The following is a 24,513-nucleotide window of genomic DNA, read 5'->3' on the forward strand; positions in this document are numbered from 1 at the left end:
GAGGAATCACCATGAGTACACCCATCGTCAGTTCCAAGCGGGTCGCCGACGCCGCGGACGCCGTCGTGGCCGCCGCATCCACCGGCGACGATCGAGTGCCCGGTGTGGTCGCCGGCGTCACCACCGACCGCGAGACGATCCATCTGAGCGCATCGGGTCTGCGAGCGCTCGACGAGGACACCCCGATGAGCACCGACTCGGTGTTCGCGATCTTCTCGACCACCAAGGCGATCACCGGAACCGCCGCGCTGCAGTTGCTCGAACGCGGCGAGCTCGACCTCGACGCACCCGCCCGCGACTACGAACCGCGGATCGGCGAGATCCAGGTGATCGAGGGCTTCGACGACGCCGGCCAACCCCGACTGCGCGCCCCGAAGTCCGATATCACCACACGCCAATTGCTCACTCACACAGCAGGCTTCGGCTACGACTTCTTCAACGAAACCTACGCCCGACTGGCCACCGAACACGGCCAGCCGAGCATCGTGACCTCCAGCATGGCCGCACTCCGGTCGCCGCTGTTGTTCGACCCCGGAACACAGTGGGAATACGGCTCCAACATCGACTGGACGGGACTGGTCATCGAGGCCATCACCGGCAAACGCCTCGGCGAGGTGATGCGCACCGAGATCCTCGAGCCTCTCGGAATGAACGACACCGCGTTCACCCGCACCGACGACATGCGTGCGCGCACCGCCACCATGCATCACCGCAACGCCGACGGCTCGCTGACCCCCGATCACGACTTCGCCCTGCCGGACGATCCGGAGGTGCACATGGGTGGGCACGGCCTGTATTCGACGGTCGGTGATTACCTCACCTTCATCCGGATGTGGCTCAACGACGGCCGCTCGGATTCCGGGGAGCAGATCCTGCGTGCCGAGACGGTGTCACTGGCCGAGCAGAACCATCTCGGCGAACTGAAGGTGAAGATGCTGCCCGGCGTCATCCCGAGCCTGTCCAACGACGCCGAGTTCTTCCCCGGCATGCCCAAGTCGTGGGCGTTGACCTTCATGCTCAACGACGAGGTCGCCCCCACGGGCCGTCCGGCCGGCTCCCTGGCCTGGGCGGGTCTGGCGAATCTCTACTACTGGATCGATCGGCGCAACAAGATCGGCGGCTACTGGGCCACCCAGATCCTCCCCTTCGCCGATGCCAACTCGGTGGGCGGGTATCTCGACTTCGAGACCGCCGTGTACGGCGCGCTCGAGGGCTGACACGGCGTTCGAGGGCTGACACGGCGTTCGATCGCGCCGGGAGTCGCACCCAACGATTTCCCGGCGCGATCGCACCGTGCGCGAGACACTGGAGCGCGCACCCCGGCCGACGCATCATCGTCGGCCGACAGAGACGACGCCGACAGAGACGACGCCGACAGCGACGACGCCGACAGAGACGACAAGGACACCCACACGTGCAGGAACTCCTCGGACGGATCGCGGCGCTGGACCCGTCCGCGAGCCTCGGCCTGCGGGTGATCGCCTGCTTCGACGAACTCGTGGTGGGCAACGTCAACCTGCACGGACTGCTCGCCACCGCCGCCGCCCTGGCCGGATGCCCCGCCGGAGTGCGCCGCGGCGATGCGGTGACGCGGGTGTCGGTACTCGGTGAGGCCCTGAGCGGTGATGCGCCCGGCGAGGTGCACGCGCTGGAGGTCGACGCGGGCACCGGCGGCGTTGCCACCCGGGTGTGGCTGGAACGTCACGGCCCCGAACTGGCCAACGACGCCATCATCGTGGAGCGTTTGGCGCTGGCCGTCGGAATCCGATACTCGGGAGGGTCGGGCGGCGCCACCCGCGACGTCGCGCGGCTGCTCGATCGCGACGCCGATCTCGATCGCCGACGTGAGGCGGCGGCGCGGCTGCATCTGTCCCCGACCGCGTCCTACCGTGCACTGGCGACGCCGCTGTTCGCCGACTGGTCCAGCCATCCGTCGTGGCCGGCCGATGTGACCGCCACCGCCATCGGCACCATCCACGCCGTGATCGCCCCCGGGGATCTCAACGTGTCGGCCGCCCCATCGACACCGTGCGGGCTGGGCGTCGCGACGACGATCGACGGCCTGGCCGACTCGTTTCGCACGGCCCTGATCGCCCTGCAGCTGTGCGAGCGACCCACCACCACCGTCGTCGACGCGGCCGAGTACGGCGGTCTCGTCCACCTGCTGGCCGAGTCACCGTCGGACGCCCGCAACCCCGACGCCGACAGCCTGGAGTCGCTCATGACGCACGCGTGGGCGCGCCCAACCATCGCCGCGCTGCTCGATGCCTCCAGCGTCCGGCAGGCCGCCCGAGCGCTCGACATCCATCACTCGACCATGCAGACAAGGCTCGAAAACGTCAGTGCCGGATTGGGTTTCGACCCGTTGGACGGTATGGGCCGGGCGCGTCTGGGCGTGGCGTTCCTGACCTGGCGGATGCGACACTCACGCGCCCTGGAGCTCCCGCCGCAGCGCTGAGCGGCACCGCCGGAGAACGTGGGTTCTGTTGGAGAATATGAGTGCTAGCGCCTCCACGTTCGCATACACGACCCACGTGCTGTTGGCGGTGGGTGACCCGGCTCATAACGCCATCATCTCCAGTTGGACCAGCCACTGACCGATGAGTTCGACGACGCGGCCGGCCTCGAGGTCTGCCCACGTCCAGCCGATGACCATGACGTCCATGCTGCGGAGCTTGTCCTCGCGGGCCTTCTCGCGCAGGCTTCGCCCCGAGGCGCAGCGCGGAGTCGAAGACGGCGAGTGCCTGCGGGAAGGTGGCTGTGGCACAGGCGATGTCGACTGCTGTTCGCTCGATGATGGTGACGGCGACCCCCGCCACACCACCGATCCAGGTCAGTGAATGTGTGGTCAGTCTCACAGTGAGACGGGTGTGATTGCCATCACGAGGTTGTATCAATAGCGCTTCAGCCCGCAGGCCGGCACGTAGCCGGCTCTTCTACAGGAGGCGCACATTGAGCAGGCAGAGCTTGACCAAGGCCCATGCGAAGATCACCGAGCTGTCGTGGGAGCCCACCTTCGCCACCCCGGCAACCCGGTTCGGAACCGATTACACCTTTGAGAAGGCACCGAAGAAGGATCCGCTCAAGCAGATCATGCGGTCGTACTTCCCGATGGAGGAGGAGAAGGACAACCGCGTCTACGGCGCGATGGACGGTGCCATCCGCGGCAACATGTTCCGTCAGGTGCAGGAACGCTGGCTGGAATGGCAGAAGCTGTTCCTGTCGATCATCCCGTTCCCGGAGATCTCGGCCGCCCGCGCGATGCCGATGGCCATCGACGCGGTACCCAACCCCGAGATCCACAATGGTCTCGCGGTGCAGATGATCGACGAGGTCCGGCACTCGACGATCCAGATGAATCTCAAGAAGCTGTACATGAACAACTACGTCGACCCGGCCGGATTCGACATCACCGAGAAGGCGTTCGCCAACAACTACGCCGGCACCATCGGCCGCCAGTTCGGTGAGGGCTTCATCACCGGCGACGCCATCACCGCCGCCAACATCTACCTGACGGTGGTCGCCGAGACCGCATTCACCAACACCCTGTTCGTCGCCATGCCCGACGAGGCCGCCGCCAACGGCGACTACCTGCTGCCGACGGTTTTCCACTCGGTGCAGTCCGACGAATCGCGCCACATCTCCAACGGCTACTCCATCCTGCTGATGGCGCTGGCCGACGAGCGCAATCGTCCACTGCTGGAACGGGATCTGCGCTACGCCTGGTGGAACAACCACTGCGTCGTCGACGCCGCGATCGGCACCTTCATCGAGTACGGCACCAAGGATCGCCGCAAGGATCGCGAGAGCTACGCCGAGATGTGGCGTCGGTGGATCTACGACGACTACTACCGCAGCTACCTGCTCCCGCTGGAGAAGTACGGCCTGACCATCCCCCACGACCTCGTCGAGGAGGCCTGGAACCGGATCGTCAACAAGCACTACGTGCATGAGGTCGCCCGATTCTTCGCCACCGGTTGGCCGGTCAACTACTGGCGTATCGACGCCATGACCGACACCGACTTCGAGTGGTTCGAGGAGAAGTACCCCGGTTGGTACAACAAGTTCGGCAAGTGGTGGGAGAACTACAACCGTCTCGCCTACCCGGGCAAGAACAAGCCGATCGCCTTCGAGGACGTCGACTACGAGTACCCGCACCGCTGCTGGACCTGCATGGTGCCGTGCCTCATCCGTGAGGACATGGTCACCGACAAGGTCGACGGCCAGTGGCGCACCTACTGCTCGGAGACCTGCGCCTGGACCGACAAGGTGGCCTTCCGCCCCGAATACGAGGGCCGGCCGACCCCGAACATGGGACGCCTCACCGGATTCCGCGAATGGGAGACCCTGCACCACGGCAAGGATCTCGCCGACATCATCAAGGATCTCGGCTACGTCCGTGACGACGGCAAGACGCTCATCCCGCAGCCGCATCTGGATCTCGATCCGAAGAAGATGTGGACGCTCGACGACGTCCGCGGCATCCCGTTCGCCAGCCCCAACGTGCTGCTGAACGAGATGAGCGACGACGAACGCCAGTCGCACATCGCCGCGTACATGGCCAACAAGAACGGCGCCGTCACGGTCTGAGCCCGTTCGGCAGGGGCGGCGGTGAGCACCCGCCCCTGCCGGACGACCAGCTCAACCATCCCAGCCCAGGAGACTTCATGGCCGACACACATCGGATCAGTTTCGAACCCGTCGACATCGAGATGGAGGTGACCGAGGACGAGACCATCCTCGACGCCGCATTCCGGCAGGGGATCCACCTCATGCACGGATGCCGGGAGGGACGGTGTTCGGCCTGCAAGTCGTACATGCTCGACGGTGACGTGCAGATGGACGACTACTCCACTTTCGCCTGCAACGATTCCGAAGAGGCCGAGGGGTACGTACTCCTTTGTCGCACATACGCATACAGCGATTGCGAGATCGAACTCCTCAACTTCGACGAGGACGAGCTGCTCGGCGGCGCACCCATCCAGGATGTGCTCACCCGCGTCGCGGCGATCGAACCGATGACCCGCGACATCGTCTCGCTCAAGCTCGACGTCGTCGAACCCGAGACCATCGAGTTCAAATCGGGTCAGTACGTCGACCTCTTCGTACCGGGGACCGAGGAGAAGCGGTCCTTCTCCATCGCCACCACCCAGGCCACCCCCGACCGCCTGGAATTCCTGATCAAGAAGTATCCCGGCGGTCTGTTCGCCGGCATGCTCTCCGACGGACTGTCGGTCGGCGACGAGATCAAGGTGAACGGCCCCTACGGTTCCTGCACCCTGCGCAGCGGTCACGTCCTGCCGATCGTCGCGATCGGCGGCGGAGCCGGCATGGCACCGCTACTCTCCCTGGTACGCCACATCAGTGAGACCGGCCTGAACCGGCCGGTGCGCTTCTACTACGGCGCACGCACCGCCGACGATCTCTTCTATCTCGACGAGATCGCCACTCTCGGTGAGAAGATCGCCGACTTCACCTTCATCGCCTGCCTGTCGGAATCGGTGGACGGCGCCCCCGACGGCGTCACCGTCGCGGCGGGCAATGTCACCGACATCGTCAACGACACCGAAGCCGACCTCGCCCGAACGGAGGTGTATTTCTGCGGTCCCCCACCCATGGTCGACGCGGCTCTCGCACTGGCTGAACAACATTCGATGCCCAGAGACCAGATCTTCTACGACAAGTTCACCAGCCCGGCATTCGACTCCTGACCCCTGGTCGCCGAGTCCGCCTGAACGACAGGAACGAAAGGTATGTCCGCACCAGCACAACCACGGGAACGCAGCTTCCCCTCCATCGAGTTCACCGACGCCGAGGCCGGCGCACGGGAATTCCCGAGCAGCCGCAGCCGTAAGTACAACTACTATCAGCCGGCCAAGAAGCGGGCCACGATCTACGAGGACGTCACCATCGACGTCCAGCCCGATCCCGAACGCCACCTGACCCAAGGCTGGATCTACGGCTTCGGCGACGGCCCGGGCGGCTACCCCAAGGAGTGGACGGCGGCGCAGTCGGCCAACTGGCATCAGTTCCTCGACCCGAACGAGGAGTGGGAGCAGACGATCTACCGCAACAACTCGGCGGTGGTCCATCAGGTCGACCTGTGTCTGCAGAACGCGAAACGTGCCCGCGCCTACGACGGCTGGAACTCGGCCTGGCTCAAGTTCATCGAACGCAACCTCGGCGCCTGGATGCATGCCGAGAGCGGCATGGGTCTGCACGTGTTCACCTCGATCCAGCGTTCCGCGCCGACCAACATGATCAACAACGCGGTCTGCGTGAACGCCGCCCACAAGCTGCGGTTCGCACAGGATCTGGCGCTGTTCAACCTCGACCTGGAAGAGGCGGAGGAGGCGTTCGACGGATCGGCACACAAGGAGGTCTGGCAGTCAGCCCCGGAATGGCAGCCCACCCGCGAGGCGGTGGAACGGCTGACCGCGATCGGCGACTGGGCCGAGTTGCTGTTCTGCTCCAACATCGTCTTCGAGCAGCTCGTCGGCTCGCTGTTCCGGTCGGAACTGGTGATGCAGGTGGCCGCCCGCAACGGCGACTACATCACCCCGACGATCGTCGGCACCGGTGAGTACGACTACGACCGCGATCTCAACTACTCCCGCGCACTGTTCCAGATGCTCGCGCGCGACGAGAAGTACGGGGTCGACAACCAGAAGCTGTTCGCCGACTGGATGGCGGTGTGGGTACCACGCTGCCTCGACGCGGCCCGCGGACTCCAGCCGATCTGGTCGCAGCCGGCGGACAAGTCGGTCACCTTCTCCTCCAGCCTCGATCACGCCAAGACCAAGTTCGCCGACGTGCTGACCGCCATCGGCCTCGACATCCCAGAGGAGCTGAACAAGTGAGCACAATGCAATTCGGGGCCAACACCGAGTTCTCCAACATGTGCGGGGTGACGTTGATGAACACCCCCATCGGCCGGATCGTCGCCGACGTGATGGGCGCCAAGGACGGCGTCGAACTCACCGAGTACCCGTCGATGATCCGCGTCGACGGCGTCAACCGCCTCATCTTCGACTACGACGAACTGACCGACGCCCTCGGCCAGGAGTTCGACGGGTCGATCTTCGAGGAGATCAGCTCCACCCACTACGGACGGATGGTGCACCTCGACGAACAGACCATCCTGTTCGCCAGCCCGGAGGACGCGGCCGAGTTCATCGGCTTCGACCTCACCGCTTCCTGATCGGGTAGCGGATCAGACTTCGCCGCCGGGGCCCCGCCCGCCCCCTTGTCGGCCCCGGCGGCGAATTCCATCCGATCCACCTCTCAGCCAACAGTTTCCAGCCCCACAGTTTTCAGCCCAGTACCAGCCCCCACAGCCCCGTCAACGCCGCGAGAGAGCGAGTGAGACCGATGTATGAGAAGAACGGCGAGAAGTATTTCATCGTAGATGCCCATGTGCACCTCTGGGACGGACGCGAGTCCAACCACCGCAACATCCATGGCAAGCAGTTCATCGACTGCTTCTACGACTACCACCGCAACCTGAGCCCGGAATCGGAGCTGTGGGACTACGACACCTACTGCTACTACGGTCCCGAACGGCTCATGCAGGATCTCTTCGTCGACGGGCCGGCCGACCACGCGATCTTCCAGGCCACGATTCTCAAGGACTTCTACGTCAACGGCTTTGCGCAGGTGGACGATTCACTCAAGCTGTGCCAGGACAATCCGGGCAAGCTCACTTACAACCACGCCTACGATCCGCGCGACGGCGAGGACGGCCTCGAGCAGTTGCGTCGTGACGCCGAGACCATGGACCTCAAGGGCGTCAAGCTCTACACCGCCGAATGGCACGGCGATTCCCGCGGGTACAAACTCGACGATCACTGGTCGCGACGCTACCTCGAGGAGTGCATCGAGCTGGGTATCAAGAACGTTCACGTACACAAGGGACCGACGATCCGTCCGCTCGATCGCGACGCCTTCGATGTCGCCGACGTCGACAAGGTGGCCACCGACTACCTCGACCTCAACTTCATCATCGAGCACGTCGGCCTGCCCCGCCTGGAGGACTTCTGCTGGATCGCCACCCAGGAGTCCAACGTGTACGGCGGACTGGCCGTGGCGATCCCGTTCATCCACACCCGGCCCCGCTACTTCGCGCAGATCATCGGCGAACTCCTCTACTGGATCGGCGAGGACAAGATCCTCTTCGCCAGCGACTACGCGCTGTGGACCCCGCAGTGGCTCGTCGAACGGTTCGTGGATTTCCAGATCCCCGAGGACATGACCGAATACGCGCCGATCACCACCGATCAGAAGCGGAAGATCCTCGGCCTCAACGCCGCAGCGCTGTATCCGCACATCGAGGTTCCCGAGGAGCTGCGGATCCCCACCGACGCCGCCGATCCCGGTGCGGAGGTGGCGGCCGGCGCGCAGGAGGCGGTGAACGCATGACCGCGCTGTCGGACCGCCACCACGTCGAAAGCGGGACGGTGCAGATCGAGGACACGGTGATGATGACAGACGCCGTGCTGGGCGCACTCGATACCGTTCTCGATCCGGAACTCGACCAACCCATCACCGAATTGAACTTCGTCCGTTCGGTTTTCATCGACGACGACGGGGTCACCGTCCATCTGCGGCTGCCCACGTCCTTCTGTTCACCGAACTTCGCGTACCTGATGGCCTCGGATTCGCTGGATGCCCTCGAGGACATCGAGGACGTCGGTCAGGTGCGGGTGATGCTCGATGATCACCACGACTCGGACAAGATCAACGCCGGTCTGGCCGCGCACGCCGGCTACAAGGGCACCTTCGGGGTCGAGGCCGAGCAGGATCTCGAAGAATTGCGGATGACCTTCCTGCGCAAGGCCCACACCGCGTCGATGGAACGCGCGGTCAGTGCGCTCATAGCCTCGGGGGCGGCCACCGCCGCCGACTGCGAGCATCTGCTGCTGCGGGACCTGCCCGACGGGCCCGCGAAGTACGCACTGCTACGGCGACGGGTACAGATCGGTCTGGGTGTGTGCCCGAACTGCCGGGTCGTAGTAGACGAGGACGGCAGTCCGTTGCCACCGGAGCAGGTGCCGGTGCGGCTGAGATTCGCACGGTCGGTGCGGATCTCGGTGGAGGGCAACTCGCACTTCTGCCGCGGCCTACTCGCCACCCGCTACGCCGACGACGATGCATGCGACGGCACCAGCGGACCGGTCATCACCAATGTGCGCACCCGCGCACTCCCCGACAGCAATTTCCTTCAGGAGAGGTCATCATGAGAGCCGTCCAGGTCGTCGGATATCACGACAAACTGCAACTCAACGAGATCCCCGACCCGACGATCACCGGTCCGCTCGACGTGATCGTGCGGATCGGCGGGGCCGGGGTGTGCCGCACCGATCTACACATCCTGGAAGGTCAGTGGGAGGCGAAAAGCGGTGTCGCACTGCCCTACACCATCGGCCACGAGAACGCCGGCTGGGTGGAGGCGATCGGTGATGCGGTCACCAACGTCGCCGTCGGCGACAAGGTGATCCTGCATCCGCTGATCACCTGCGGATTGTGCCGTGCCTGCCGCGACGGCGACGACGTCCACTGCGAGAACAGCCTGTTCCCCGGGATCGACACCGACGGCGGCTACGCCGACTATCTGAAGACCACCGCGCGCAGCGTCGTCAAGATCGACGATTCGCTCGAACCGTCGGATGTGGCCGCGCTCGCCGATGCGGGCCTGACCGCCTATCACGCCGCGGCCAAGGTGGCCCGGATGACGCGTCCCGGCGACACCTGTGTGGTGATCGGCGCAGGTGGATTGGGGCACATCGGGATTCAGGTCCTCGCCGCCATCTCCGGGTTGACCATCGTGGTGGTCGACCGCAATCCGGATGCGGTGGCGCTGGCCCTTGAGGTGGGTGCGCACAAGGGCATCGTCGCCGACGGCACTCAAGTCGACCAGGTGCTCGCACTGACCGACGGCAAGGGCGCCGAGGCGGTCCTCGACTTCGTCGGTGAGGGCGGTGCCACCGCCGAGGGGGTGGCGATGCTGCATCGGGCGGGCAACTACTTCGTCGTCGGCTACGGCGAGAACATCAACGTCCCCACCATCGACATCATCTCCACCGAGATCAACTTCATCGGTAATCTCGTCGGTTCCTACAACGATCTCACCGAGCTGATGACTCTCGCCGCGCAGGGAAAGGTCAAGCTGCACACAGCAACCTATGCACTCGACGACTACCAGAGCGCTCTCGACGATCTGGATGCCGGTCGGGTGCGGGGCCGCGCGATCCTGATTCCCTAGAACTCCGTCACGGGACCTGCCCCGAGCTTCCCGGCTGACACGTCGAGTCACGGAGGTGTCCTCGATACACCTCCTCGCTTCGCTCGTCGGCACTCGGAGGGCGGGCGGACAACTGAATACAGCCCGACCACAACAACACCGAACACAGAGAAGAGGTTGACGACATGGCCAAAGAGTTGCGCTACAACGCCGAAGCGCGGCTGCGGCTGGAGCGGGGCGTGAACGCCCTTGCCGACGCGGTCAAGGTGACACTGGGCCCCAAGGGCCGTAATGCGGTCCTGGAGAAGCTCACCGGTCCCCCGACGATCACCAACGACGGTGTCACCATTGCCCGGGAGATCCAGCTGCGCGACCCATTCGCCAACATGGGCGCCCAATTGGTCAAGGAGGTGGCGATGAAAACCAACGGTGTCGTCGGTGACGGCACCACCACCGCAACCGTGTTGGCGCAGGCGATGGTGCGCGAGGGGTTGCGGGCCGTCGAGGCCGGCGCGAACCCGATGCGGGTGCGCCGCGGCATCGAACGGGCCGTCGCCGCGGTACTGGAATCCTTGTCATCCCAGGCGGTTCAGATCGGTGGTCGCAGTGACCTCGAGCGCATCGCATCGCTGGCCGCCAGCGATGACGAGGTGATCGGTGCGGTCATCGCGGCCGCCGTCGAACATGTCGGCAAGACCGGGGTGATCACCACTGAGGAGAGCGACACCCTCGGCCTGTCCGTCGACGTCGTCGACGGCATCGAATTCGATCACGGCTACATCTCCGGCTACATGGTCACCAATCCGGAACGGATGGAGGCGGTCCTGGACAATCCGGTGATCTTGTTGACCAACAAGAAGATCACCTCGGTGCAGGAGATCATGCCGGCCATCGAGACGGCCAAACGCGCCGACCGCCCGCTGCTTGTCCTCGCCGAGGACGTCGACGGACCGGCGCTGCAACTGCTCGTCGGTGGCAACATGCACAAGACGATGCTGTCGGTGGTGGTGCGCGCACCGGGCTTCGGACATCGCCGCATCGCCGAACTCGAGGACCTCGCGGTGGCGCTCGGCGGCCACGTGATCGCCAAGGACACCGGCATCGATCTGCACGAGGTGTCGATGGAACACCTCGGCACCTGCGATCGGGTGACCGTCACCGAGAACGAGACGACCATCGTCGGGGCGCACGGCGATCAGGAACTCGTCGACTCCCGGGTCCGGCATCTGGAGGCCCAACTCGAACGTGCCCGCATCGACGCCGATCGCGACGCCCTCGAACTGCGCATCGCACGATTGACCGGCCGGGTCGCGGTGATCCGGGTCGGCGGTGTGACCAGCGTCGAACTCAAGGAGCGGATGCTGCGGGTGGAGGACGCCCTCGCCGCCACCCGCGCCGCGGTGGAGGCGGGCATCGTCTCCGGCGGCGGCACCGCGCTTGCCCAGGCGCATCGGGCGCTGGAATCCCTCGAGGCCACCGGCGACGAGAAGGTCGGCATCGAGGTCGTCCGCGATTCCCTCGCCGAACCGCTGCGCTGGATCGCCACCAACGCCGGCTTCGACGGTGACGAGGTGGTCACGGTGGTCTCCGGACTACCGCTCGGACACGGCTTCAACGCCCTGACCGGTGGTTACGGCGACATGTTCGACGAGGGCGTCATCGATCCGTGCAAGGTCACCCGGGCCGCGCTGGAGAGCGCGGCGTCCATCGCGGCGCTGCTGATCACCACCGAGACCGCCGTGGTCGAGGAGGTCATGGGCAATCCCGGCGCGATCCCGGCGCCCGGTTTCGGTGACCTGGCCGAGGGTATGGTCCGCCCGTCCAACATCTACTGAACTGATCTGATCTTGTCCGGTCGGGGACACCGCGTTCGCCCGGTGAGGTGATTCCCGACCAGCCCCGGACTGGGCCGACCGCGATCCGAACGGCATCTGCCGTTCGCGGCGTTGATCGCGGTCGGCCCTCCCCTTCCCCCGACGAGGTAGACTCGTCGGAGAGGTGAGATACAGATCACAGAGGAGTCGCTTGCTCGGTGATTTCACAGCCCCCAGCCCAGCCCAGTACGTCCACCGCCACGGTCGCCCGCGCCCGGGAGAAATTCCTGAGCGACGACGGACTCGATGACGCCGTCCGAGAATCGATCTCGACGTCGTGGCGGCGATCCCGCGCGTTCAATGTCCGCGCCGATCGCCTCGAACTGCCTTTCGTCCGGGAACCGAACACCGACGGGCCGTTGATGACGGCCGCACGCCCGATCATCGATCAGCTCGCCGGCGATCTGTCGTCGGAGCCGATGTCGATCATCCTGACCTCGGCCGACGGCGTGGTGCTCTCACGCACCACCGCCAGTACCGGACTGCGTCGGATGCTCGACGAGGTGAGTCTCGCACCGGGATACAGCTACAGCGAGGAGTTCGCGGGCACCAACGGCATCGGCACCGCACTCGAGACCCGCCAACCCACCGTGGTCAGCGGCTCGGAGCATTACGCCGACAGCCTCGGCCCGTTGACCTGCGCGGGCGTGCCGATCGTGCATCCGATCTCCGGAGCGGTGGTCGGCGCTCTCGATCTGACCTGTCGCAGCGAACTCGAGCAGCCGTCGACGTTGTTGCTCTCGCTGGCCAAGTCAGCGACCTCGCAGATAGTGCAGCGCATGGTGTCGCAGGCCAGCGAGCGCGAATCACGACTGTTGAACGCGTACCTGGCCACCTGCCGGCGGGCACCGAATGCCATGGTGCTCGCGATCTCCGGCGACGTGGTCCTGATGAACCGGCGCCTGCGTCACAGCGTCGACCCGGCCGACCAACTCGCCATCCTCGAGCACGCCGTCGACCAGTCGCCCACGCGCGGAACACCGGGCCGGGTGAGCACGCTGCCCAGCGGGCGGGTCGCGCGGCTGTCACCGGTGTCGGAGTACTGCGACGACGGTGCGCAGATCGCGGTCTTCCGGGTGCATCTCGTCGACGCCGCACCCGCACCGTCGGTGGCCGCGCCGAAAACGCCGACGGCAACCCTGCCCGGAGTGGTGGGGCGTAGTTCGTCGTGGCGGCAATGCTGTTCGCGGATCGTCGGTCACGTGCGGGCCGGCCAATGGATCGCGGTGTCGGGCGAGGCGGGATCGGGGCGGACCGCGACCTTGCGTGCGGCCGCCGAACGCTACCAACCGGCCACCACCCGGGTGTTCGCCGCCGACGACTTCGCCGCCGACGACTTCGCCACCGACGCCCTCGACGACACCACGGGCGTCGCCGAGGACACCCTCGACGCGCTGGCCACCGAACTCGATCGGGACGGCTTCTGCGTCATCATCCGCGACATCGACACCATCGGCGCCGACGCCCAGGCGGCCATCGCAGACCTGCTTCCCGGCCGCGAACACGCCGGGTGGCTCGGCGTCACCACCGCGGCGTCCGCGGTCGAGGCGGGGACCACGCTGCTGCCCTTCTTCGGCCACACCGTGGAACTCCCCCCACTGCGGCATCGGATCGAGGATCTGCAGGATCTGGTGCCGACGTTGCTGCGGCAGTTGACGCGCGGCCGTGAACTGAGTGTGGCACCGGATGCGATGCGCCAACTCAGCAAGTATTCGTGGCCGGGCAATGTGGCCGAACTGCGCCAGACACTGCGTGAGGTGGTCACCCATCAACGCTCCGGCGTCATCGGCGTCGGTCAGCTGCCACCGCGGTGTCGCACCACCAGCCGGCACACCCTGACCCGCATCGAGGCCCTCGAACGCGACGCGATCGTGCGCAGCCTCGAGGAGAACGGCAACAGCAAGGCCGACGCCGCGGCCGCACTCGGCATCTCGCGGGCGACGATCTACCGCAAGATCAAGGAGTTCGGGATCGTCACCTGACGACGACCCATTTCGTCTTTTTGCGTCGGCGCGCGCTATTGTTCATGACAGTCATTTTCAACAAGGAGCTGTCATGAAGGTTCGCGTATCCCTCCGATCCATCAAGAATCAACCGGGCGCCCAGGTCATCCGACGACGCGGCCGTGTCTTCGTCATCAACAAGAACAATCCACGATTCAAGGCACGCCAGAAGTGAGCCCCGCGGCCGCGCACCTCGGGCACAATCGAGCCGCTTGTCCTCCACATGCATGTCGATGGGTCTAACGTCGATGGGGTGGGCATCGACGATCACCGCGCCTCTCTGTGCGCGGCCGCGCATCATCTCGCGGCCTCGGCCGGGCTCACCTCCCGCACCGACGGCAACCTGTCGGTTCGCAGCGGCGATCACGTCCTGCTGACACCGACCGGATGCCGGCTCGACGCGGTCACACCGGATCAGCTGGTCATCGTCGACCTCGACGGCGTCGTCGCGGTTCCGACGCCGTACCGCCCGACCAGTGAACTCGGCCTGCACCTGGAGATCTACCGCACCACCTCGGTGTCCGCGGTGGCCCACGCCCACTCGATCGCGTCGGTGTCGGCAGGCACCGTCGTCGACGAACTGCCGGCCATCCACTACACCGCGGCCATGCTCGGCGGCACCGTACGCGTCGCGCCCTATGCCGTCTTCACCAGCCTGGAACTGAGTGAGCTGGTGGGCGCCGCTCTGCACGAGCGCACCGCCGCCCTCATGCGCAACCACGGTTCGATCGCGGTCGGCAGCAACATCGAGACGGCATGCGAGCATCTCGAACTCCTCGACTGGCTGTGCGAGGTCTACCTCCGGTCCGTCAGCGCCGGCACACCGGCCGCGCTCGACGATGCACAACTCACCGAGATCGTCGCCTCGGCCGCGCGGCAGTACTACACCCCGTTCCCCGGAACCGATCACTGATCACTGATCACTGATGGCCGACCTCAGGTCGCGAGCACCATCCGAAGGGCCATCCGCGCGTACATCTGCCCCACCGTCGCCGGGTCCCGGTGCGTCCGCGTGGGGAACCATCGGCACACGTCGACGCACAGCGACGAGATCGCGAGGACGACGTCGTCGGGATCGTCGGCCGCGAACTCACCCGCCTCGACCCCGCCGGCCACGATCGTCGCGATCATCTCGGTGGTCTTCCGCCGCAGTGCCGCGATCGTCCGGAAGTGCGACGGCGTCAACGCCCGCATCTCGTACTGCACGACCTTGGCCAGTTGTTGATGGCGCGCCTGCCAGCCGGCGAAGGCCGCCACCACCGCGGTCAACCGTTCGGTGTGCGACGCACTCGCGTCGTCGGCGGCGGCGATCGCCTCGTTCACCGATCGGTGCCCCTCCAGCGCGATCGAGTACAGCAGTTCCTCTTTGGAGCGGAAATGGGGATACATCGCCGCCGCACTCATCCCGAGGCCGGCCGCGATCTGCCGCGTCGAGGTACCGGCATAGCCGGACTCGGCGAACGACGCGATGGCTGCCTGCCTAATGCGCTGTGCAGCGGCGGATTCCGTGACGCGAACCGTGGTCACTCGAACCGGCCTCCTGTTGGTGATCGCCCGGCACTATTGACCCATCCGGGGGGTTACGGGCAGTATAAGCGAGTGCTTATAACTGAGCGAGTGCTTAGGTGCACGCACGACCGAACGGAGATGTGATGGCCGACCCCTTGTCGCGGCGCGACCTCGAATTCCTGCTCTACGAGTGGCTCGACGTCGAATCCCTCACCAGCAGGCCGCGCTTCGCCGACCACTCACGAGAGACCTTCGACGCGGTCCTCGACCTCTCGGCCGACATCGCGATCAGCCGGTTCGCACCGTTCAATCGTCTCGGCGACTCCCACGAACCGTTCGTCGGCGACGACGGCACGGTGGTACTGCCCGACGAGATCACCGCGGGCATCCACGAATACCTCAAGGCCGGCCTGGTGGCCGGCTCCTTCGACGACGCCCTCGGCGGCATGCAACTGCCCACCGTCGTCGGCCGCGCCTCCTCGGCATGGTTCCAGGCGGCCAACGCGGCGATGTCGTCGTACGCCTTCCTGACCGTCGGCAACGCCAACCTCCTCGCCGAATACGGCACCCCCGAACAGATCGACACCTGGGTTCGCCCCATGATCGAGGGCCGCTACTTCGGCACCATGTGCCTGTCCGAACCCCAGGCCGGCTCCTCACTGGCCGACATCACCACCAAGGCCGCCCCCGCCGACGACGGCACCTACCGCATCACCGGCACCAAGATGTGGATCTCCGCGGGCGATCACGAACTCGGCGAGAACATCGTGCACCTCGTCCTCGCCAAGGCCCCCGGCGGCGGCCCGGGCGTCAAAGGCATCTCACTGTTCATCGTTCCCAAGTTCCTGCCCGACGGCACCCGCAACGACGTCGCGCTGGTCGGCCTCAACCACAAGATGGGCAACCGGGCCACCACCAACTGCCTGCTCAACTTCGGCGACGGGAGTTTTGCCACCGCTCGCTCCGCTCCCGGCGCGGAATCCACTCCGCCCGCTCGCTCCGCTCCCGGCGCGGAATCCACTCCGCCCGCTCGCTCCGCTCCCGGCGCGGTCGGCTACCTGGTCGGCGAGGAGCACAAGGGCCTGTCCTACATGTTCCACATGATGAACGAGGCCCGCATCGGAGTCGGATTCCTCGCCACCTCACTGGGTTACGCCGGATACCTCGCCTCACTGGAGTACGCGAAGGTGCGCACCCAGGGCCGCCCGGTGGACCAGAAGGACCCAGACGCCAAGCCCATCCCGATCATCGAGCACGCCGACGTCAAGCGAATGCTGCTGGCGCAGAAGTCCTATGTCGAGGGCGCATTGGCACTCGGGCTGTACTGCAGCAAGCTCGTCGACCTGCAGCAGACCGGCGACGAGACCGAGAGCGCCCGCGCCGGACTGCTGCTCGACGTACTCACCCCGATCTCCAAGTCGTGGCCGTCGCAGTGGTGCCTCGAGGCCAACAACCTCGCCATCCAGGTCCTCGGCGGCTACGGATACACCCGCGAATTCCCGGTCGAGCAGTACTACCGCGACAACCGCCTCAATCCCATTCACGAAGGCGCGCACGGCATTCACGGCCTCGACCTGCTCGGCCGCAAGGTCACGATGGCCGGCGGGGCCGGGCTCGCGCTGCTCGCCGAGACCATCGGCGACACCATCACCCGCGCAGGCCGGGTTCCTGAACTCAGTGAATATGCTGCGGCGCTGCGTGATTCGATCGACACCCTCGTCGCGACCACGGCCACGGTCTGGTCGGCCGGCGACGTCGCGGTGTCACTGGCCAATGCGACCGCCTACCTCGAGGCGACCGGACATCTCGTCATCGCCTGGATGTGGCTCGAGCAACTCCTCGCCGTGGGCGGAAAGTCCGGGGACTTCTACGACGGCAAACGAGCCGCTGCGGCATACTTCTACCGCTACGAACTGCCCAAGACCGCGGTGCAGTTCACCCTGCTGGCAGCCCTGGACCGCACCACCCTCAACACCGACCCGGCCTGGCTGTAGCGCGCCCGATACAGTCAGCGAATCTGAATCATTCAACAGCTTCTCGACAACAGCTTCTCGACAACCAAGGAGTGACCGCGTGTCCGTTCTCGACCTGTTCTCCCTCACCGACAAGGTCGTCGTCGTGACCGGCGCATCGTCGGGTCTGGGCGTCTCGTTCGCCACCACCTTCGCCGAGGCCGGCGCCGACGTGGTGCTCGCCGCCCGCCGCACCGACAAGCTCGCCGACACCGCCGCCAAGGTGGAGGCGATCGGCCGAAAGGCGTTGTCGGTCACCGCCGACGTCGCCGATCCGGAGTCGTGCCAGAAGGTCATCGACACCGCGATGGAGACCTTCGGTCACGTCGACGTGCTGATCAACAACGCCGGCGTCGGCACCGCCGTCCCCGCCACCCGGGAAACCCCGGAACAGTTCCGCAGCGTCATCGACATCAACCTCAACGGGTCGTACTGGATGGCGCAGGCCGCCGGTCGGGTGATGACTCCGGGCAGCTCCATCATCAACATCTCCTCGATCCTCGGCATCACCACCGCATCCCTGCCGCAGGCGGCGTACGCGGCCAGCAAGGCCGGGGTCATCGGTCTCACCCGCGACCTCGCCCAGCAGTGGGGCGCCCGCAAGGGCATTCGCGTCAACGCCCTGGCGCCGGGCTTCTTCAAATCGGAGATGACCGACGGCTACAAGGACGGCTACCTGGACTCGCAGATGCCGCGCGTGCTGCTCGGCCGCACCGGCGACCCCACCGAACTCGCCGCCACCGCGGTCTGGCTGGCCTCACCGGCCGGCGGTTACGTCACCGGACAGACACTGCCCGTCGATGGTGGGATCACCGTCACGTAGCGTCGCCCGACGTCGCATTCTCCGCGCGCTGGCGCTAGAACTCGTCGTTCTGGAAATCATTTGCATTACAGGTCGACGGAGAGGTTCCACAGATGGCGATGCATGCACTGTTGGTGAAGGCGGGTTCGGCGGTGGCCACCGGGATTGTCGGCGCCGCGGCGTATGACCTCGCCCGCAAGGCCGTGGCGAAGGCCCCGCTGCGCGAGGGTGCGGTGGTGGTCACCTCGTGGGGACTGTTGGGAACCCGCAAGGCCGAGGCCATCGCCGAGGACGCACGCCTGCGCACCGCCGACATCATCGCCGAGGCGTAGGATCGCATCGGCGAAGAGGCGAATCCACCCGGGGTGTCGGAACCGCACGATCACGAGCACTGATCCGCGGTGACCGTCGTCGCAGCCGACATCCGCTCGGATGCCGCCGGCCGACTCCGGCTGATCACACCCGATCTCCGTGGCGCCCCTGCCCGGCGGGCGGTGGCCGTCGAGGACGCACTGATGGCCGTGCCCGGTGTCCGTGCCGCACACGTCTACCCGCGCACCGGATCGGTGGTGGTCTGGTATCGCTCGACCACCGATCGCGCCGCACTGCATTCGGCGCTCGCCGACGGGCTGTCGGTCGACCTGACCAGCGTCGCGCGGGCTCACCCGCATTCGGCCGACATCACCAACACCGAGCTGGTCCGGCTCGGTATCGGCGCCGGGGCTCTCGTGCTTCTGGGCTTGCGGCGCTACGGTTTCCGGCGTCCGCGGCTCCTCGGGCCCGCGTCACGCACCGTTGCCACCGGCGTCACCATCTTCTCCGGGTATCCGTTCCTCAAGGGTGCGCTGCGGTCGCTGCGCGGTGGTCGCGCCGGCACCGACGCACTGGTCTCCGCGGCCACTGTCGCCAGCCTGCTGCTGCGCGAGAACGTCGTCGCACTGACGGTGCTGTGGCTGTTGAACATCGGTGAGTTCCTGCAGGATCTGACGCTTCGCCGACCCGCCGGGCCATCTCGGATCTGTTGCGCGGCAACACCGACACCACCTGGATCCAGCTCGACGACGGTACCGAGGTGCAGGTGCCCATCGACTCGCTGGCCGTCGGCGACGTCATCGTCATCCACGACCACGTCGCCGTGCCGGCCGACGGGACGGTCGTCGACGGCGTCGCGGTGGTCGATCAGTCCGCCCTGACCGGCGAGAATCTGCCGGTGACCGCGGCGGTCGGTGATCACGTGCACGCCGGCTCGGTGGTGGTCAGCGGACGACTGGTGATCCGCACCTCCGCGGTCGGGACCGACACCGCCATCGGTCGCATCATCTCCCGAGTCGAGGAGGCCCAGCACGACCGGGCGCCGATCCAGACCGTGGGCGAGCAGTTCTCCCGGCGGTTCGTGCCCGCATCCTTCCTGCTGTCGGCGGCCACCCTGCTGGTGACCCGGGATCTCCGTCGCGCGATGACGATGCTGCTCATCGCCTGCCCGTGTGCTGTCGGCCTGTCCACCCCCACGGCCATCAGCGGCGCCATCGGCAACGGCGCGCGGCGCGGCATCCTGATCAAGGGCGGCTCGCATCTCGAGGCCGCCGGACGCGTCACGGCGATGGTGTTCGACAAGACCGGAACGCTGACCACCGGGCGTCCGATCGTCACCAACGTCATCTCCTTCGACGACGCCTGGACCCCCGAACAGGTGCTCGCGCACGCCGCGAGTTCGGAGATCCACTCGCGACATCCGTTGGCCGAGGCCGTGATCCGATCCACCACCGACCGTCGCATCGAGATCCCAACACACGCCGAATGTGAGGTCATCGTCGGGTTGGGGATGCGTACGCTGGCCGATGACGGCCGGGAACTGCTGTTGGGTAGCCCGGCCCTGTTCGCCCAGCATGACGTCGCCCTCAGCGACGACGCCCGGGACTGGGTCGATCGGCTCCGAAACGATTGCGAGACACCTCTTCTGCTGGCCGTCGACGGTCGGCTGGTCGGTCTGGTGAGCCTGCGCGACGAGGTCCGCGAGAATGCGCGCGAGGTCTTGGACGTCCTGCGGTCACGCGGTGTCGAACGCATCGCGATGCTGACCGGCGACCATGCCGCCACCGCCGCCGCGATCGCCGAGTCGCTCGGTATCGACGAGTGGCGTGCCGAGGTCCTCCCCGACGACAAACTCGCCGCCGTACGCGAACTACAGGCGCAGGGCCACGTCGTGGCGATGGTCGGCGACGGAGTGAACGACGCACCGGCGCTCGCCGCGGCCGACGTCGGCATCGCCATGGGTCTGGCCGGCACCGATGTGGCCGTCGAGACCGCCGACATCGCGCTGGCCCGGGACGATCTCGCGATGCTGCCCGCCGTAGGCGATCTGGGCGATCACACCCTGGGGGTGATCCGGCAGAACTACGGAATGGCCATCGCCGTCAACGCCATCGGTCTGCTGATCGGGGCGGGTGGTGCGCTGTCCCCGGTCCTGGCGGCGATCCTGCACAACGCCTCGTCGGTGGCGGTGGTCGGGAACTCCGCCCGGCTGATCCGGTATCGGCTGGACTGACCGATCACTCAGTCACCGGCGTCGTCGTCGGCCCCCGCGTCATCGCCACCGCGGGCCCGCGCCGCCGAGATCGCCGGCGCCATCACCACGGCGAGGTCGGCGGCCACGTCGCGGTCGCTCTCCGGTGGCATCGCCACGTAGCTCAGGGCCATGCGGACGATGGCCCGCGCGATCGGGAGGGCGTCGTCGTCACCGAGTCCGATCCACGACGTGGTGAGCGTGTCGATGAGGGCCGCACTCGCGGTGGTGATCAATGGACCCGCGTCGGTGGTGATCAGGCGCAGCAGGTCGGGTTTGGCCTCGCCCCGCTGGAGGGAACCGATGAGAGGGTCGTCGGCTGCGGTGCCGAAGAAGTCGGTGAATCCCTGATACAGCGCGGCGTCGACATCGCCTGCGGTACGCGTGATCGCGTCGGAGACGATCGCGGAGAATTGCTGAGCCAACCGCATGGCGTAGGCCTCGGCGATCCCGTGCCGCGAGCCGAATTCGTTGTAGACGGTCTGGCGGCTCACCCCGGACACCCGCGCCACGTCGGCGACGGTCACCGACGGCCAATCCTGTTCGAGGAGCAGGTCATGCAGGCCGTCGAGCAGCGTCGTCCGCAGGAGTTCCTTGCTCGCCTCTGCGAATGTCCGCCTCGTCCTCACCCCGACGAGACTACCGAGGCACTCCCCGGCCGCCCGCCTCGCCGGGGTCGGGGCTCTCATACCGTCAGCCGGGTCAGCTCGGCGGTCATCTCCTCGCGCGCCGTACGACCCGCTCGCGGCCGCCCGATCGCCACCGCGCCGACGAGTTGTCGGTCGTCAAAGCACCGCACCACCGCATCACGTTCGGCGAGCGAGCCGTCGATCTCATACCGCGTCCCCGAGGCGGGCCACCCGGCGATCTGGAAGTTGACTCCGTAGTGAATCGTCCAGGCGAGTGGGACCTCGCGGTAGGCCGGCGCCGACCCTCCGGCGAGATCGGCGGACACGCTCAGCGCGGCCGCCATGCCCTGCTTGGTGGCCGACATCCAGTTCTCGGTGCGGGCGGGCCGCCCCGTACGCGGGTGCGGCGGCGCGGCCACATCGCCTGCGGCGTAGACGCCGTCGGCGCTGGTGCGCAGGTGGTCGTCGGTGGCGATTCCCGCCGCAGCCACCTCGATCCCCGCGGCAACGGCCAGCGTGACATCCGGGCGCAGTCCCAGCGCCGCCACCACCGGACCGTCGAGTCGCGCACCACCGCTCAGGGTGAGTCCGGCAGCGTCGGCCGAAGCCACCCGGGCGCCGCATCTCAGCACCACCCCCCGCTCGCTGTGCAGCTCGGCAATCACCTCGGAAACGATCTCGGGTACAACGCGTTCCATGACACGATGGGCGCGCTCGACGACATCGACCGGGTATCCGGCGGCCGCCGCGGATGCGGCGATCTCGAGGCCGATGAGCCCACCGCCGACGACCGACACACGCCCGGTGTCCGCGATCGACTCCCGGATTCGCTGCGCGTCGGACCGGGTACGCAGCGTCGGCACCCCGGCCATCGGTTCCGCGCTGGCGGCGCGACCGCCGGTAGCCAGGATGAGCGCATCGTAGGGCAGCGTCCGTCCGTCGGACAGTCCGACCAGCCGGCCGGCGGTGTCGAGGTCGGAGGCCATCACCCCACAGCACACCTCGATATTCTTCTCGGTCCAGAACGCCGACGGCCGCAGCCTTATCCGATCTGCCGACAGATCCGCGCGCAAGAGATCCTTGGACAGTGCGGTGCGCCGGTAGGGATCCTCGGGTTCGCTTCCGATCACCGTCACCGGACCACCGAACCCGTTGTCCCGCAATGTCTGGGCCGCCGTCATCCCGGCGATCCCGGTACCGACGATTACGACACCACCCGTCACGGCCGAGCCACCTCGATCATCTCGAAGTCGGATTTGGCGGCGCCGCAGTCCGGACAACTCCAATCGTCGGGGATGTCGTCCCAGCGAGTGCCCGGCGCGATCCCGTCGTCGGGCCAGCCGAGTGCCTCGTCATATTCGAAACCGCATTGGACGCAACGGAACAGCTTGAAGTTCATGATCGTTCTCCTGGAGTGAGTTGAGGAATGAGGGGCGGGCGATCGCTCACACCGCGGCGCGGACGGGCTCGAAGTCGACCTTTTCGCGGACGCCGCAGTCGGGGCAGGCCCAGTCGTCGGGGACGCCGTCCCACGTGGTGCCGGCCGGAAAGCCCTCGCGCGGAGCGCCGGTCGTCTCGTCGTAGATGTAGTCGCAGACGGGGCATCGGTACGCGCTCATCGGGTGACCCCCGCGCCGGTCGCGGACCCGCCGTGGCGGGCGATGATGCGCTCCGCCTTGCGGGGATGCAGGTTCACCCTGCTGATGTCGCCGTCGTAGTGATCGAGGACGCGGTGATCCATCACCCGCCGCCACAGCGGCGGAAAGTAGGTGAGGCCGATCATGCTGGCGTAGCCGCTCGGCAGGCTCGGTGCCTCCTCAAAGGACCGCAGGGTCTGATATCGCCGGGTGGGATTCGCGTGGTGATCGCTGTGTCGCTGCAGGTGATACAGGAAGATGTTGGTGCAGATGTGATCGGAGTTCCAGCTGTGCCGGGGTGCGCAGCGTTCGTAACGCCCGCTGGAGGTCTTCTGCCGCAAAAGTCCGTAGTGTTCGAGATAGTTGACCGCCTCGAGCAGGCAGAATCCGTAGACCGCCTGGATCACCGCGAACGGCAGGACCTGCCAGCCGAAGATCGCCGCGAGCACACCCCACAGCACGATCGTCATCGCCCAGGCATTGAGCACGTCGTTGCTGTAATGCCAGACCGGTCGCTCGAGACGCCGCATGCGTGTGGCCTCCAGCTCCCACGCCGACCGCAGGCTACCGAAGACGCTGCGCGGCAGAAACATCCAGAACGACTCCCCGAATCGTGAACTCGCCGGATCCTCGGGGGTGGCCACCCGCACGTGATGTCCACGATTGTGCTCGATGTAGAAGTGGCCGTACGCGGTCTGGGCGAGCGTGATCTTGGAGAACCAGCGCTCGAGTTCGTCCTTCTTATGACCCATCTCGTGCGCGGTGTTGATGCCGATGCCGCCCATCGCGCCGATGGTCAGTGCCACACCGATTTTCGACGCCAGACCGAGGCCGCCCTCGATGCCGAGCCAGGACAGGTCCGACGCCGTCCACAGGTGGCAGGCAAAGATCAGGCTGGCGATCTGGAACGGGATGAACGCGTAGGTGCAGTACCGGTAGTACTTGTCGTTCTCGAGTTGTTCCATCAACTCATCCGGCGGATTCTCGCCGTCGGGGCCGAAGAAGATGTCGAGGATCGGCAGTAGCACGTAGATGAGGATCGGTCCGATCCACCACCACACCGGGGCGGCCACACCCCAGCCGATCGCATGGAATGCGGCGACCAGCCCGGCCGCCACGAACAGTGCCGTGGGCGGGATCAGGCCCAGCAACCACAGATACCGCTTCTTGTCTCGCCACTCGAGCGTGGGCGCGCTCGTCGACGTCGAGTCGTCGATGCTCATCGATTACCTCCTGGTGTGTTG

At 66.5% G+C, this 24,513-nt stretch carries 22 protein-coding genes and 1 pseudogene; 17 read left to right on the forward strand and 6 right to left on the reverse strand.

Annotation, left to right across the window (positions count from 1 at the left end):
- Positions 1-11: 11 nt before the first annotated feature.
- The 13 genes from acmB to ABLE92_RS09125 all read left to right on the forward strand — a co-directional run bounded on the left by acmB (position 12) and on the right by ABLE92_RS09125 (position 15,030).
- Positions 12-1,217, forward strand: a complete 1,206-nt coding sequence (acmB, locus tag ABLE92_RS09065) for a methyl acetate hydrolase AcmB (protein ID WP_348804416.1) — start codon at positions 12-14, stop codon at positions 1,215-1,217.
- A 197-nt stretch (positions 1,218-1,414) separates the two neighbouring features.
- Complete coding sequence (locus tag ABLE92_RS09070; RefSeq protein WP_348804417.1) at positions 1,415-2,458, forward strand: helix-turn-helix domain-containing protein; 1,044 nt, start codon at positions 1,415-1,417, stop codon at positions 2,456-2,458.
- A gap of 494 nt (positions 2,459-2,952) precedes the next feature.
- Complete coding sequence (locus ABLE92_RS09075; protein WP_348804418.1) at positions 2,953-4,590, forward strand: aromatic/alkene/methane monooxygenase hydroxylase/oxygenase subunit alpha; 1,638 nt, start codon at positions 2,953-2,955, stop codon at positions 4,588-4,590.
- 77 nt (positions 4,591-4,667) lie between these two features.
- Entirely contained in the window at positions 4,668-5,711 is a 1,044-nt protein-coding gene (locus ABLE92_RS09080) for a 2Fe-2S iron-sulfur cluster-binding protein (protein WP_348804419.1), read from the forward strand.
- Between the two features lie 42 nt (positions 5,712-5,753).
- On the forward strand, positions 5,754-6,860 hold the full coding sequence (locus tag ABLE92_RS09085; RefSeq protein ID WP_348804420.1) for an aromatic/alkene monooxygenase hydroxylase subunit beta: 1,107 nt from the start codon (positions 5,754-5,756) through the stop codon (positions 6,858-6,860).
- A gap of 5 nt (positions 6,861-6,865) precedes the next feature.
- Positions 6,866-7,201: a propane 2-monooxygenase effector subunit MimD gene (mimD, locus tag ABLE92_RS09090; RefSeq protein ID WP_348804575.1), complete on the forward strand. Its 336-nt coding sequence runs from the start codon at positions 6,866-6,868 to the stop codon at positions 7,199-7,201.
- 170 nt (positions 7,202-7,371) lie between these two features.
- Positions 7,372-8,418 (forward strand): amidohydrolase family protein, encoded by a 1,047-nt coding sequence (locus tag ABLE92_RS09095; RefSeq protein ID WP_348804421.1) that lies wholly within the window; start codon positions 7,372-7,374, stop codon positions 8,416-8,418.
- Positions 8,415-9,239 (forward strand): iron-sulfur cluster assembly protein, encoded by an 825-nt coding sequence (locus tag ABLE92_RS09100; RefSeq protein WP_425476220.1) that lies wholly within the window; start codon positions 8,415-8,417, stop codon positions 9,237-9,239. Before ABLE92_RS09095 ends, ABLE92_RS09100 begins: the two co-directional genes overlap by 4 nt.
- Positions 9,236-10,261, forward strand: coding sequence for an NAD(P)-dependent alcohol dehydrogenase (locus tag ABLE92_RS09105; RefSeq protein WP_348804422.1), 1,026 nt, complete (start codon positions 9,236-9,238; stop codon positions 10,259-10,261). Before ABLE92_RS09100 ends, ABLE92_RS09105 begins: the two co-directional genes overlap by 4 nt.
- A 164-nt stretch (positions 10,262-10,425) precedes the next feature.
- Entirely contained in the window at positions 10,426-12,075 is a 1,650-nt protein-coding gene (gene groL, locus ABLE92_RS09110) for a chaperonin GroEL (protein WP_348804423.1), read from the forward strand.
- Between the two features lie 200 nt (positions 12,076-12,275).
- On the forward strand, positions 12,276-14,096 hold the full coding sequence (locus tag ABLE92_RS09115) for a sigma-54-dependent Fis family transcriptional regulator (RefSeq protein WP_496560787.1): 1,821 nt from the start codon (positions 12,276-12,278) through the stop codon (positions 14,094-14,096).
- A 73-nt stretch (positions 14,097-14,169) separates the two neighbouring features.
- Complete coding sequence (ykgO, locus tag ABLE92_RS09120) at positions 14,170-14,292, forward strand: type B 50S ribosomal protein L36 (RefSeq protein WP_348804425.1); 123 nt, start codon at positions 14,170-14,172, stop codon at positions 14,290-14,292.
- Between the two features lie 78 nt (positions 14,293-14,370).
- Positions 14,371-15,030 (forward strand): class II aldolase/adducin family protein, encoded by a 660-nt coding sequence (locus ABLE92_RS09125; RefSeq protein ID WP_348804426.1) that lies wholly within the window; start codon positions 14,371-14,373, stop codon positions 15,028-15,030.
- Positions 15,031-15,053: 23 nt separating this feature from the next.
- On the opposite strand, the gene ABLE92_RS09130 is transcribed toward ABLE92_RS09125, so the two are convergent.
- On the reverse strand, positions 15,054-15,644 hold the full coding sequence (locus tag ABLE92_RS09130) for a TetR/AcrR family transcriptional regulator (RefSeq protein ID WP_348804427.1): 591 nt from the start codon (positions 15,642-15,644) through the stop codon (positions 15,054-15,056).
- A 125-nt stretch (positions 15,645-15,769) separates the two neighbouring features.
- On the opposite strand from ABLE92_RS09130, the gene ABLE92_RS09135 reads away from it, so the two are divergent.
- The 4 genes and pseudogenes from ABLE92_RS09135 to ABLE92_RS09150 all read left to right on the forward strand — a co-directional run bounded on the left by ABLE92_RS09135 (position 15,770) and on the right by ABLE92_RS09150 (position 20,985).
- A complete protein-coding gene (locus ABLE92_RS09135; protein WP_348804428.1) occupies positions 15,770-17,620 on the forward strand; it encodes an acyl-CoA dehydrogenase in 1,851 nt (616 codons plus the stop codon).
- 79 nt (positions 17,621-17,699) lie between these two features.
- The gene (locus ABLE92_RS09140; protein WP_348804429.1) at positions 17,700-18,461 is read left to right on the forward strand and encodes an SDR family NAD(P)-dependent oxidoreductase; all 762 of its coding nucleotides are present in this window, start codon (positions 17,700-17,702) and stop codon (positions 18,459-18,461) included.
- A gap of 92 nt (positions 18,462-18,553) precedes the next feature.
- Positions 18,554-18,772, forward strand: coding sequence for a DUF1490 family protein (locus ABLE92_RS09145; RefSeq protein WP_425476219.1), 219 nt, complete (start codon positions 18,554-18,556; stop codon positions 18,770-18,772).
- Positions 18,773-18,862: 90 nt separating this feature from the next.
- Positions 18,863-20,985: pseudogene (locus tag ABLE92_RS09150) on the forward strand (heavy metal translocating P-type ATPase).
- 8 nt (positions 20,986-20,993) lie between these two features.
- On the opposite strand, the gene ABLE92_RS09155 reads toward ABLE92_RS09150, so the two are convergent.
- Genes ABLE92_RS09155 through ABLE92_RS09175 form a run of 5 tightly spaced genes read right to left on the reverse strand, consistent with a single transcriptional unit; the run spans position 20,994 to position 24,492 of the window.
- Positions 20,994-21,632, reverse strand: a complete 639-nt coding sequence (locus ABLE92_RS09155) for a TetR family transcriptional regulator (protein ID WP_348804430.1) — start codon at positions 21,630-21,632, stop codon at positions 20,994-20,996.
- Between the two features lie 56 nt (positions 21,633-21,688).
- The gene (locus ABLE92_RS09160; RefSeq protein WP_348804431.1) at positions 21,689-22,855 is read right to left on the reverse strand and encodes an NAD(P)/FAD-dependent oxidoreductase; all 1,167 of its coding nucleotides are present in this window, start codon (positions 22,853-22,855) and stop codon (positions 21,689-21,691) included.
- Complete coding sequence (locus ABLE92_RS09165) at positions 22,852-23,034, reverse strand: rubredoxin (RefSeq protein WP_348804577.1); 183 nt, start codon at positions 23,032-23,034, stop codon at positions 22,852-22,854. The genes ABLE92_RS09160 and ABLE92_RS09165 overlap by 4 nt, the downstream gene beginning before the upstream one ends.
- 43 nt (positions 23,035-23,077) lie before the next feature.
- Positions 23,078-23,251 carry a rubredoxin gene (locus ABLE92_RS09170; RefSeq protein ID WP_348804432.1) on the reverse strand — a complete coding sequence of 58 codons (174 nt, stop codon included), beginning with the start codon at positions 23,249-23,251 and terminating at the stop codon, positions 23,078-23,080.
- The gene (locus tag ABLE92_RS09175; RefSeq protein ID WP_348804433.1) at positions 23,248-24,492 is read right to left on the reverse strand and encodes an alkane 1-monooxygenase; all 1,245 of its coding nucleotides are present in this window, start codon (positions 24,490-24,492) and stop codon (positions 23,248-23,250) included. The genes ABLE92_RS09170 and ABLE92_RS09175 overlap by 4 nt, the downstream gene beginning before the upstream one ends.
- Positions 24,493-24,513 lie beyond the last annotated feature (21 nt).

This window comes from Gordonia oleivorans (genome assembly GCF_040044975.1).
GTDB lineage: Bacteria > Actinomycetota > Actinomycetes > Mycobacteriales > Mycobacteriaceae > Gordonia > Gordonia oleivorans.